Origin of the sequence: Pseudomonas sp. FP215 (genome assembly GCF_030687795.1) — a bacterium.
Classification (GTDB): domain Bacteria; phylum Pseudomonadota; class Gammaproteobacteria; order Pseudomonadales; family Pseudomonadaceae; genus Aquipseudomonas; species Aquipseudomonas salmasensis.
In genome coordinates this window covers 3,298,704-3,310,614 of record NZ_CP117447.1, presented here as the reverse complement: position 1 = coordinate 3,310,614, position 11,911 = coordinate 3,298,704, and the positions used below count along the sequence as shown (strand labels likewise).

Genomic DNA, 11,911 nt, shown 5'->3' with positions numbered 1-11,911 from the left:
GACTTCAAGCGACGGCAACGACGTCGAGAATGCGCTGCACCACGCGGTCCTGGTCGACCCCGGCGGCTTCGGCCTCGAACGACAGGATGATGCGGTGGCGCAGCACGTCGAACAGCACCGCCTGGATATCTTCGGGGCTGACGAAATCGCGACCGGCCAGCCAGGCATGGGCGCGGGCGCAACGGTCCAGGGCGATGGAGCCTCGGGGGCTGGCGCCGTAGGCGATCCACTCGGCCATTTCCGGGTCGAACTTGGACGGGGTGCGCGTGGCCATCACCAGTTGCACCAGGTATTCCTCCACGGCATCGGCCATGTACAGGCCGAGGATTTCCTTGCGTGCGGCAAAGATGGCCTGCTGGCTCACCCGACGCTCGGGCTTGGTTTCGCCATTGAGCGCTTCGCCACGGGCTTGCTGCAGGATACGGCGCTCGACGGCGGCGTCCGGGAAGCCGATCTTGACGTGCATCAGGAACCGGTCGAGCTGGGCTTCGGGCAGCGGGTAGGTGCCTTCCTGCTCGATGGGATTTTGCGTGGCCATCACCAAAAACAGCGGCGACAGCTCGTAAGTGCTGCGGCCCACGCTGACCTGGCGCTCGGCCATGGCCTCGAGCAAGGCCGACTGCACCTTGGCCGGGGCACGGTTGATTTCGTCCGCGAGCACCAGGTTATGGAAGATCGGCCCTTGCTGGAACACAAAGCTGCCGGTTTCCGGGCGATAGATCTCGGTGCCGGTGATATCGGCGGGCAACAGGTCGGGGGTGAACTGGATACGATGGAACTGCGCTTCGATCCCTTCGGCCAACTCCTTGATCGCCTTGGTCTTGGCCAGCCCCGGTGCGCCTTCGACCAGCATATGGCCGTCAGCGAGCAGGGCGATCAGCAGGCGATCAATGAGTTTTTCCTGGCCGAGAATCTGCGTAGAAAGAAAGGTTCGCAGCGCAAGCAGCGCTTCACGATGTTCCATCGATGACGGTTCCTGGAAAAGATGAGCCTGGGTGTTGTGACAGAACACCGGGCCTGGGGCGTTTACTTTAATGCATCGCGGGGTGCGGCGACTAACGGCTTGATGGGTATTTTTGGCGAAACTTACAGGATTGCGGTGCGCAAGGCATAACGGCTGGGTAGGTAGAGCACGGTCACTGTGGGAGCTGGCTTGCCTGCGATCCAGTCAACTCGATGATTCAGGCACACCGAGTCGATACCTTCGCAGGCAAGCCAGCTCCCACAGTCGACCGCGCCCGGCCACACACTCCACGATGCGAAGCGAGCCGCTCTTGATCTGCTTTTGATCTTGATCTCCGGCGCCCCGTCAAACCACGCTGGCCGGAATTCGACAGGGATTTGGGGGGTAAACCGGCAGGGATGCCGGTTTAGCCGCCCCGCGCCATGGATGGCGCGTGGCGGCGGCCCCCCAAATCACTGGCGGATTACGGGCACACCGAGCCTAGGCGAGGTGCCGAGTGGTGGGGCAAGAGCGTTTTGCTTACTTTTGCGCTTTTCAAAAGTGAGCCGCCGTCAGGGCGGAACCCTAAGTGGCCGTTACCTAAATAACGGATATGTGCCCGGTCCAACTGTGTTGACTGCCAGGCCGCCTTCGCGAGCAAGCCCGCTCCCACAGTAGGATCGCGGGGTGTCAGATAGATAGGTGTCGGCTGGGAGGCCGTCTTCGCAGGCAAGCCAGCTCCCACAGGGGGTCTTCGGTGCATTCAGATCCGAATGAAAGTGCCGGTGCCTGTGAGGATGTTCTGCAGGGTTTCCTGCACTTCGGCCATGTCTGACGCGGCGGTGCTGTGGGTGATCTCCAACTGGTCCTTACCGCCCAGGGCATCGGCATCGCCGGCCGCCAGTTCGATCAATAAGGTGGTGTCGCCCAGCGTCACTTTCAGCCCATCGAGGGTCGAAGGTTCGTAGTCCCAGGTCAGCTCCACTTCATCTTCATCCGGGTAACGGGTGAGCATGAACATTTCGCCGTTCTTGCCGTGACAGCACAGCATGGCCATGTTGTCTTCTTCGTCGTCGCACGGGGTGACCATCAGGGCGTCGGTTTTCAGCTGCAGCATGGGGCAATCCTGTGTAGGGGAGGGCAATTGTGCCACCGCGGCGAATTTTGTGCTTCATCCTGTGTCGGAACTTGAGCATGACCTGACGGACCGGATCGGTCATTTCTGGTACTGATGGTGTTCAAAGTAGCAAGATTTTCCACCGAAAAACCGAGGTTGCCCAAGTTGCAACCGAGACCCTGCTTACCGATGACCGAATATGTCGCAGCGTCGCAAGCAGCGTTCTTCCTACACTCGTTAAGCTGCGCAACGGATGTGCCCTGTGCCAGGCGCCTGACCTGCCCGTCGTATCGTCATCTGGCCAAGGGCATGCCGTATGGAAGTTGTATGTGACCTGACTGTCTTGTCCAGCTTCACCCACCTGTCACCCTGATTCGTTTATGGTGCTTGTCAGCACACCAGCGAACAGAGCTGACGGTCTCCCCGCAAGGGGACAACACGCGACGCTTTCATCAATAACAAGCCCAAGCGGAGTACCACAGATGGCGTTCTTCACCGCAGCCAGCAAGGCCGACTTCCAGCATCAACTGCAAGCGGCACTGGCGCAGCACCTCAGTGAACAGGCACTGCCACAAGTGGCGCTGTTCGCTGAACAATTTTTCGGCATCATTTCCCTGGACGAACTGACCCAGCGTCGCCTTTCCGACCTGGCCGGTTGCACCCTGTCTGCCTGGCGCCTGCTTGAGCGCTTTGATCACACCCAACCGCAAGTGCGGGTCTACAACCCCGATTACGAACGTCATGGCTGGCAATCGACCCACACCGCGGTCGAAGTGCTGCACCATGACCTGCCCTTTCTGGTCGATTCGGTACGCACTGAGCTGAACCGCCGTGGCTACAGCATCCATACCCTGCAAACCACCGTGCTCAGCGTGCGTCGTGGCAGCAAGGGCGAGCTGCTGGAAATCCTGCCCAAGGGCACCCAGGGCGAAGGCATCCTGCAAGAATCGCTGATGTACCTGGAGATCGACCGCTGCGCCAATGCCGCCGAGCTGAACGTGCTGAGCAAAGAGCTTGAGCAGGTGCTGGGCGAAGTGCGCGTGGCCGTGGCCGATTTCGAACCGATGAAAGCCAAGGTCCAGGACCTGCTGGCCGGTATCGACGCCAGTGCGTTCGCCATCGACGGCGAAGAAAAAGCCGAGATCAAGAACTTCCTCGAATGGCTGGTGGGCAACCACTTCACCTTCCTGGGCTACGAAGAGTTCGTGGTACGTGACGAGGCAGACGGCGGTCATATCGAATATGACGCCAGCTCCTTCCTCGGTCTGACCAAGCTGCTGCGCGCCGGCCTCACCGCCGAAGACCTGCGCATCGAAGACTACGCCGTGGCCTACCTGCGCGAGCCGACCGTACTGTCGTTCGCCAAGGCCGCCCACCCAAGCCGCGTGCACCGCCCGGCTTACCCGGACTACGTGTCTATCCGTGAGATCAGCGCCGACGGCAAGGTCATCAAGGAACACCGTTTCATGGGCCTGTATACCTCTTCGGTGTACGGCGAAAGCGTGCGGGTGATCCCTTATATCCGTCGCAAGGTTGCGGAAATCGAACGTCGCTCGGGCTTCCAGGCCAAGGCGCACCTGGGTAAAGAACTTGCCCAAGTGGTTGAAGTACTGCCCCGTGACGATCTGTTCCAGACCCCGGTCGACGAGCTGTTCAGCACCGTGATGTCGATCGTGCAGATCCAGGAGCGCAACAAGATCCGCGTGTTCCTGCGCAAAGACCCGTACGGTCGTTTCTGCTACTGCCTGGCCTACGTGCCACGCGATATCTATTCCACCGAAGTGCGCCAGAAGATCCAGCAAGTGCTGATGGACCGTCTGAAGGCTTCGGACTGCGAGTTCTGGACCTTCTTCTCCGAGTCCGTGCTGGCCCGTGTGCAACTGATTCTGCGGGTTGACCCCAAGAACCGCCTGGACATCGACCCGCTGCAGCTGGAAAAAGAAGTGGTGCAGGCCTGCCGCAGCTGGCAGGACGACTACGCCAGCCTGGTAGTGGAAAGCTTCGGCGAAGCCCAGGGCACCAACGTGCTGGCGGATTTCCCCAAAGGCTTCCCGGCCGGCTACCGCGAGCGTTTCGCCGCGCATTCGGCTGTGGTGGACATGCAGCACCTCAACAGCCTGACCGAAGCCAACCCGCTGGTGATGAGTTTCTATCAGCCGCTGGGCCAGGTCTCCGGCCAGCGTGAGCTGCATTGCAAGCTCTACCACGCCGATACGCCGCTGGCGCTGTCCGACGTGCTGCCGATCCTGGAAAACCTCGGCCTGCGTGTGCTGGGCGAGTTCCCGTATCGCCTGCGTCATGCCAATGGCCGCGAGTTCTGGATCCATGACTTTGCGTTCATCGCCGCCGAAGGCGTGAACCTGGATATCCAGCAGCTCAACGACACCCTGCAGGATGCATTCGTGCACATCGTGCATGGCGATGCCGAGAACGATGCGTTCAACCGCCTGGTCCTCACCGCCGGCCTGCCATGGCGCGACGTGGCACTGCTGCGTGCCTATGCCCGTTACCTGAAGCAGATTCGCCTGGGCTTCGACCTGGGTTACATCGCCAGCACCCTGAACAACCACACCGACATCGCCCGCGAATTGACCCGGTTGTTCAAGACCCGCTTCTACTTGGCGCGCAAGCTCACTGCTGACGACCTAGAAGACAAGCAGCAACGCCTGGAGCAAGCGATCCTCAGCGCCCTGGACGACGTCCAGGTGCTCAACGAAGACCGCATCCTGCGTCGCTACCTGGACCTGATCAAGGCCACCCTGCGTACCAACTTCTACCAGACCGACGCCAACGGCCAGAACAAGTCGTACTTCAGCTTCAAGTTCGACCCGCGTGCTATCCCAGAGCTGCCCAAGCCCGTGCCGAAGTTTGAAATCTTCGTGTACTCGCCACGGGTCGAAGGCGTGCACCTGCGCTTTGGCAACGTGGCCCGTGGCGGCCTGCGCTGGTCCGACCGTGAAGAAGACTTCCGTACCGAAGTGCTCGGCCTGGTAAAAGCCCAGCAAGTGAAGAACTCGGTGATCGTGCCGGTGGGCGCCAAGGGCGGCTTCCTGCCGCGTCGCCTGCCATTGGGCGGCAGCCGGGACGAGATTGCAGCCGAAGGCATCGCCTGCTACCGCATCTTCATCTCCGGCCTGCTGGACATCACCGACAACCTGAAAGACGGCGCCCTGGTACCGCCGGCCAACGTCGTGCGTCATGACGACGATGACCCGTACTTGGTAGTGGCGGCGGACAAAGGCACTGCGACCTTCTCCGACATCGCCAACGGCATTGCCATCGACTACGGCTTCTGGCTGGGCGATGCGTTCGCTTCCGGTGGTTCGGCCGGTTACGACCACAAGAAAATGGGCATCACCGCCAAAGGCGCGTGGGTGGGTGTGCAGCGTCACTTCCGTGAGCGCGGCATCAACGTGCAGGAAGACAGCATCACCGTGGTGGGCGTCGGCGATATGGCCGGTGACGTGTTCGGTAACGGTTTGTTGATGTCGGACAAACTGCAACTGGTCGCAGCCTTCAACCACCTGCATATCTTCATCGACCCGAACCCTAACCCGGCCACCAGCTTCGTCGAGCGCAAGCGTTTGTTCGAACTGCCGCGTTCGGCCTGGACCGACTACGACACCAGCATCATGTCCGAAGGTGGCGGTATCTTCTCGCGCAGCGCGAAAAGCATTGCCATCTCGCCACAGATGAAAGAACGCTTCGACATCCAGGCCGACAAGCTGACCCCGACCGAACTGCTCAACGCCTTGCTCAAGGCGCCGGTGGACCTGTTGTGGAACGGCGGTATCGGTACCTACGTCAAGGCCAGCACCGAGAGCCATGCCGATGTGGGCGACAAGGCCAACGACGCACTGCGCGTCAATGGCAACGAGCTGCGCTGCAAGGTAGTGGGCGAGGGCGGTAACCTCGGCATGACCCAGTTGGGCCGTGTGGAATTCGGCCTCAATGGCGGCGGTTCCAACACCGACTTCATCGACAACGCCGGTGGCGTGGACTGCTCTGACCACGAAGTGAACATCAAGATCCTGCTCAACGAAGTGGTGCAGGCCGGTGACATGACCGACAAGCAGCGCAACCAGCTGCTGGCGAGCATGACCGACGAAGTCGGCAACCTGGTGTTGGGCAACAACTACAAGCAGACCCAGGCCCTGTCCCTGGCCGCGCGCAAGGCTTACGAGCGTGCTGCCGAGTACAAGCGCCTGATGAGCGACCTGGAAGGCCGTGGCAAGCTGGACCGTGCCATCGAGTACCTGCCGACCGAAGAGCAGCTGACCGAGCGCGCCTCCAGCGGCAAGGGCCTGACCCGTCCGGAGCTGTCGGTGCTGATCTCCTACAGCAAGATCGACCTCAAGGAAGCGCTGCTCAAGTCGCTGGTACCGGATGACGAGTACCTGACCCGCGACATGGAGACCGCGTTCCCACCGAGCCTGGTGGCCAAGTTCGGCGAAGCCATGCGTCGCCACCGTCTGAAGCGCGAGATCGTCAGCACCCAGATCGCCAACGACCTGGTCAACCACATGGGCATCACCTTCGTTCAACGACTCAAAGAGTCGACCGGCATGAGCCCGGCGAACGTGGCGGGCGCGTATGTGATCGTGCGGGACATCTTCCATCTCCCGCACTGGTTCCGTCAGATTGAAGCCCTGGACCACCAGGTTTCCGCTGACGTGCAACTGGAGCTGATGGATGAACTGATGCGCCTGGGCCGTCGCGCTACGCGCTGGTTCCTGCGCAGCCGTCGCAACGAGCAAGACGCCGGGCGTGACACCGCGCACTTCGGTCCGCACCTGGCCGCGCTGGGCCTCAAGCTCGACGAACTGCTGGAAGGCCCGACCCGCGAAGGCTGGCAGAACCGCTACCAGGCCTACACCCAGGCCGGCGTACCGGAGCTGTTGGCGCGCATGGTTGCAGGCACTACCCACCTGTACACCTTGCTGCCGATCATCGAAGCCGCCGACGTGACCGGGCATGACGCCGCCGAAGTGGCCAAGGCCTACTTCGCCGTCGGCAGCGCCCTGGACCTGCCTTGGTACTTGCAGCAGATCAGCGATCTGCCGGTTGCCAACAACTGGCAGGCCCAGGCCCGCGAAGCCTTCCGCGATGACGTGGACTGGCAGCAACGGGCGATCACCATCTCGGTCCTGCAAATGGCCGATGCGCCACAAGACATGGAAGCCCGCGTGGCCCTGTGGCTTGAGCAGCACCAGGACATGGCCGATCGCTGGCGCGCCATGATGGTGGAAATTCGTGCCGCAGTGGGCACGGACTACGCCATGTACGCGGTGGCCAACCGTGAGTTGCTGGACCTGGCGTTGAGTGGTCAGTCGGTGTTGCAACCGGCTTGATGCCTCGCTAAACCAAAAGCCCCCGCATCGTGAGATGCGGGGGCTTTTTTATTTGATCTGGAATGCGATCAATGTAGGAGCGAGCTTGCTCGCGAAAAACGTCAACGATAACGCGTGCTTGCTGAATGAATGCGGCGCCTGTGCGTTTTTCGCGAGCAAGCTCGCTCCTACAATCGCATTAAGGCAAGCCAGCTCCCACAGGTTGATCTTCATTCACTGGGGATCAGTGGTGTTTGAGTAGTCGGGTTTCCAGGTGATCCAGGTGCTGGGTCATCAAGGCGACGGCCATGTGGGCGTCGCGCTGTTCCACGGCATCCACAATCGCCACATGCTCCTGCCACGCGCAATACGTGCAGGCCTTGGCTTCAAATTGCGCAATGATCAACGACGTCAACGGCACCAGGCTGTTGAGAAACTGGGCCAGCGGCGCATTGCCGGCCATGTGCGCCAGTTGCAGATGAAACTCTCCGGAAAACCGAATCGCCGGCCCCCGTTGGTCACGCTCAATGGCGTCGCGCTCCTGGGCAATCAGCTCGCGCAGTTGGCGAATCTGCATCGCGGTGGCCTGGGCGCAGGCCAGTTGCACCACTGTGATTTCGGTGAGGCGCCGTGCTTCCAGAATCTGCCGTGTGTGCTGGGCATCCGGCGCGGCGACCTGGGCGCGCTGGTTGGGGCGCAGGATGACCACTTGCTGATGGGACAGCTTGGCCAGCACCCGGCGAATCACGCTGCGGCTCACGCCAAAGAGCTCGCCCAGGCCTTCTTCGGTGAAGCGGCTGGCGGGCGCAATGCGTTGCTCAAGGATGGCGTCGAACAAGCGTGGGTAGATGTCGTCCACCGAGGGCTTTTTTTCGGGCGTCCAGCGTAAGGACGTGAGGGTGCAATTGCGTTGCAAGGCGTGAGCGTTCATGGCCGGTCTCCGAAAATCAACTGCCCAGATGGTCGTCCGGGATATTCAAGCGAATGCCCATGCGCAGGCCTTCCTGCAGGATGTGCCGGCGCATTTCGGCACTGGCCAGCGCGCTGTTCTTGTTGCGGATGGCGCGTACCACGGCTTCGTTTTCTTGCAGGCGTTCGGCCAGGTGTTCTGGCGAGTTGCGCAATACCTGGGCGCTTTGTTTGAGCGCGGTGCTGGTTTGCTGCACCACGTTCTGAAAGATCGGGTTGGAAGTCAGGGCGAACAGTTCTTCATGGAAGTCGATATAGGCGTTCATGCCGGCTTCGGCATCGCCCGCATCGAGAGCCTCGCGCATGTCCATCAGGGTCAGGCGCAGTTGGCCGATTTCCTTGCTGCTGATGGACTGGGCCACCAGGCCGACGATGAAAGGTTCGAGGGTGTAGCGCAGTTGCAGGATGTCCTCGAGGCTGGCATCGGCCACGGCGTCGCTCGATTGCGGCTCGCTGACGCTGGTTTCCAGCACGACCACGCCTTTGCCGGGCATGGAGCGCACCAGGCCAAGGGTCTCCAGCACGATCACCGCTTCGCGCAGGCTCGGGCGGCTGATGCCCAGCTGTTCGGCCAGTTCACGCTGGCCAGGCAGCATTTCACCGCGGCGCCACTGGCCTCGCGCCAAGGCGGCGCGCAGTTTTTCTACCACTGAATTGACGACGGTTGAGGTGCTGATCACGTCGAAGGCTCCTTGATGTTGCTCATACAGTATTCAGTCTGGCGAAGGTCCAATGTGGGAGCTGGCTTGCCTGCGATGACTGAGTGTCAGGCACTACATTTGACGCTGACCCACCGCTATCGCAGGCAAGCCAGCTCCCACATTGGATGGGTGTTGTCCTAGAACTCCTGATGCGCCGGCAGCACCGGCTTCTTGGCCTGGAAGGCGTAGCCCTGCTGGCCGTCGAGCACCTTGTTGGCGCGCTGGATATCAATGTCTTTTTCCCAGCGCGCAATTGCCACGGTGGCCACGCAGTTGCCGATCAGGTTGGTCAGCGCGCGGCCGATGCCCATGAACCAGTCCACCGCCAGCACCAACACCAGGCCGACCACCGGAATCGCCGGGATCGCCGTGAGCGTTGCCGCCAGGATCACCAACGCCGAGCCTGGAATGCCATGGGCGCCTTTGGAGGTGATCAACGATACCAGGAGGATGGTCAGCAAGTCGGTCATCGACAGCGGTGTACCGGTGGCGTTGGCGATAAACACGATCGCCAGGGTCAGGTAGATGGAGAAACCGTCGAGGTTGAACGAATAGCCGGTGGGAATCACCAGGCCCACGGTGGAGCTGCCGATACCCAGGTGTTCCAGCTTGCGCATGATCTGTGGCAACACCGCATCCGACGAAGCGGTGCCCATCACGATCAGCAGTTCTTCACGCAGGTACTTGAGCAGCGGCAACATGCGCAGGCCCGAGAGGCGCATCACCAGCCCGAGGATCACCGCCACGAAGGCAAAGCAGGTCAGGTAGAAAAGCCCCACCAGGCTGCCCAGGTGTTGCAGTGAGTCCAGGCCATAGGTGCTGGTGGTGAAGGCGATGGCACCGAATACGCCAATTGGCGCCAGGCGCACGATCATGCCCATGATGCGGAAGATCACATGGCTCAATTCGTTGATCAGCCGCGAGATGCCGCTGGCCGCTTCGCCCACCAGGTTCAGCGCGCTGCCGAACAGCACCGAGAACAGAAGCACTTGCAGCACGTTGTTATCGGCAAAGGCGCCGACCACCGAATTGGGGATCAACTCCATCAGGAACTGGCTGGTGCCGCGGATGTGCTGGCCCTTGTCGGCCAGCTCATTCAAGCCAGCGGAAGAGAGTTGCTCCAGGTGAATATTGGCGCCGCTGCCAATGCCGGTGCTGAAGGCCATGATCAGGCCGAGCACCAGGGCGACGGTGGTGAGCATTTCAAAATAGATCACCGACTTGAGGCCGATGCGCCCGACTTTCTTCAAGTCGCCCGCGCCGGAAATACCGCTGACCACCACGCAGAACACGATCAGGCCAATCAGCATTTTGATCAGCTTGATAAAGCCGTCACCCAAGGGTTTGAGTTGCGAGGAGAATTCGGGAAGGGCCAGGCCGCAGGCGATGCCGAGCATCAGGCCAATCACGACTTGCAGGAAAATCGAACGCGAGCACCATCTGAGCATGGGAGGGATCTCTATTCGGTGCCCTGGTGGTTCCAGGGCTTAATTGTTGTGGTCTTACCGGTAAGTCCAGTGCGGGGCCAGTCTACGCTCGGTTTTTTTCAAATCACAAGCAATTATTTGGCGGTTGGCGGGTCCCGGTCTGACCAGTTGGTCGGTAAGCACGATGCTTGAGCGGTTGGCGGGGATTAATTTTTTTTGCGTATCATCGCCCCCGGCATACGAGGTGATGGATGGACCAACCAGGGCTGACAACCGACGAAGCAGGGCGCATGTATTGCGCCTGGCGCACTGCAGCGCCTGCTTACCTGCATTACCACGACCACGAGTGGGGCGTGCCGGTGGCGGATGACATCGCGCTGTACGAGAAGATCTGCCTGGAGGGTTTTCAGGCGGGGATGGCGTGGATCACCATCCTGCGCAAGCGCGAAAACTTTCGCCAGGCGTTCGAGGGCTTTGATTTTCGCCGGGTGGCGCAGTATGGCGAGGCGGACATCGAGCGGTTGATGAGCGACCCGGGCATTGTGCGCAACCGGGCGAAGATCGTCTCGGCCATCAACAATGCACGTCGGGCCTGTGAACTGGTGGAGGAGACCGGCTCGCTGGCGCGCTGGCTGTGGGCGTTCGAACCCGGCGCACAAGAGCGGCCGGCAGTGGTGGATATGGCTTACTGGACGGCCAATCCGACCTCGGCGGCTTCGGTGCGTTTGTCCAAAGCCCTGAAGAAACGCGGCTGGACCTTTGTCGGCCCGACCACGATGTATGCGTTGATGCAGGCGATGGGGATGGTCAATGACCATCTGGAGGGTTGCGAGTGCCGGTCGCGTATTGAACACCTGCGCAACCTGTTCAAACGTCCCTGACCAGACACGGTTGAAACTGTGGGAGCTGGCTTGCCTGCGATAGCTGTGTATCAGCCAGCTCATCTTTTACTGGCCCACCGCTATCGCAGGCAAGCCAGCTCCCACGGGGATTTGTGGTGTGGCGGGTTACTGTGCAAGCGGGGTAAGCACCTCAGCCTTGTCATCCAGCACCATCACCACCAGCAGTTTGGCCGGTTGGGTCTGGCTGGCATTGCTTGACTCAAAATGCCGCGAGCCGGCCGGTTCGTAGAACGATTGCCCGGCTTTGTAGGTGATCGCCTTTTCATCATTGACCCGCGAGGTAATTTGGCCTTCGAGCACATACGCCACGGCGGTGCCGGTGTGGCTGTGGGGCACGGTGGCCTGGCCGGGGGCGTAGTCCACGGTGAGCATGATGGTTTTCTTGCCTGGCACGTTGGTCAAGGCGTGCTCTTGCAGCACCTTGAGCGTTTCCTGGTTGTAGACCGGGTCGTGGGCAAATGCACTGAGGGAGGCGAGCATCAGTGTGGCAGCGAATAAGCGTTTCATGATGAGGGTTCCATC

Annotated in this window: 8 protein-coding genes; 2 read left to right on the top strand and 6 right to left on the bottom strand. The window is 61.0% G+C overall.

Annotated elements, in window-relative coordinates; all coding sequences use genetic code 11:
• Positions 1-4 precede the first annotated feature (4 nt).
• Positions 5-964 (bottom strand): MoxR family ATPase, encoded by a 960-nt coding sequence (locus PSH76_RS14970; RefSeq protein ID WP_032892134.1) that lies wholly within the window; start codon positions 962-964, stop codon positions 5-7.
• 742 nt (positions 965-1,706) lie between these two features.
• The gene (locus PSH76_RS14965; RefSeq protein ID WP_032892133.1) at positions 1,707-2,060 is read right to left on the bottom strand and encodes a hypothetical protein; all 354 of its coding nucleotides are present in this window, start codon (positions 2,058-2,060) and stop codon (positions 1,707-1,709) included.
• Between the two features lie 482 nt (positions 2,061-2,542).
• Between PSH76_RS14965 and PSH76_RS14960 the strand changes: the two genes are divergently transcribed.
• Positions 2,543-7,411 carry an NAD-glutamate dehydrogenase gene (locus PSH76_RS14960; RefSeq protein WP_032892132.1) on the top strand — a complete coding sequence of 1,623 codons (4,869 nt, stop codon included), beginning with the start codon at positions 2,543-2,545 and terminating at the stop codon, positions 7,409-7,411.
• A gap of 223 nt (positions 7,412-7,634) precedes the next feature.
• Here the strand turns inward: PSH76_RS14960 and PSH76_RS14955 are convergent, their stop codons facing one another.
• From PSH76_RS14955 to PSH76_RS14945, 3 genes are all read right to left on the bottom strand, one after another.
• Positions 7,635-8,321 (bottom strand): GntR family transcriptional regulator, encoded by a 687-nt coding sequence (locus tag PSH76_RS14955; protein ID WP_032892131.1) that lies wholly within the window; start codon positions 8,319-8,321, stop codon positions 7,635-7,637.
• A 16-nt stretch (positions 8,322-8,337) separates the two neighbouring features.
• Positions 8,338-9,039: a FadR/GntR family transcriptional regulator gene (locus tag PSH76_RS14950; protein WP_014718317.1), complete on the bottom strand. Its 702-nt coding sequence runs from the start codon at positions 9,037-9,039 to the stop codon at positions 8,338-8,340.
• A gap of 158 nt (positions 9,040-9,197) precedes the next feature.
• The gene (locus PSH76_RS14945; protein WP_169855370.1) at positions 9,198-10,523 is read right to left on the bottom strand and encodes a C4-dicarboxylate transporter DctA; all 1,326 of its coding nucleotides are present in this window, start codon (positions 10,521-10,523) and stop codon (positions 9,198-9,200) included.
• A 215-nt stretch (positions 10,524-10,738) separates the two neighbouring features.
• On the opposite strand from PSH76_RS14945, the gene PSH76_RS14940 reads away from it, so the two are divergent.
• Positions 10,739-11,368: a DNA-3-methyladenine glycosylase I gene (locus PSH76_RS14940; RefSeq protein ID WP_032892129.1), complete on the top strand. Its 630-nt coding sequence runs from the start codon at positions 10,739-10,741 to the stop codon at positions 11,366-11,368.
• A 126-nt stretch (positions 11,369-11,494) separates the two neighbouring features.
• On the opposite strand, the gene PSH76_RS14935 is transcribed toward PSH76_RS14940, so the two are convergent.
• Positions 11,495-11,896, bottom strand: coding sequence for a cupin domain-containing protein (locus PSH76_RS14935; RefSeq protein ID WP_098951742.1), 402 nt, complete (start codon positions 11,894-11,896; stop codon positions 11,495-11,497).
• Positions 11,897-11,911: the final 15 nt, after the last annotated feature.

Excerpts from the sequence above, each read along its gene's own strand:
- PSH76_RS14970 (WP_032892134.1), bottom strand. The coding sequence starts at position 964 with ATGGAACATCGTGAAGCGCTGCTTGCGCTGCGAACCTTTCTTTCTACG.
- PSH76_RS14965 (WP_032892133.1), bottom strand. The coding sequence starts at position 2,060 with ATGCTGCAGCTGAAAACCGACGCCCTGATGGTCACCCCGTGCGACGAC.
- PSH76_RS14960 (WP_032892132.1), top strand. The coding sequence starts at position 2,543 with ATGGCGTTCTTCACCGCAGCCAGCAAGGCCGACTTCCAGCATCAACTG.
- PSH76_RS14955 (WP_032892131.1), bottom strand. The coding sequence starts at position 8,321 with ATGAACGCTCACGCCTTGCAACGCAATTGCACCCTCACGTCCTTACGC.
- PSH76_RS14940 (WP_032892129.1), top strand. The coding sequence starts at position 10,739 with ATGGACCAACCAGGGCTGACAACCGACGAAGCAGGGCGCATGTATTGC.
- PSH76_RS14935 (WP_098951742.1), bottom strand. The coding sequence starts at position 11,896 with ATGAAACGCTTATTCGCTGCCACACTGATGCTCGCCTCCCTCAGTGCA.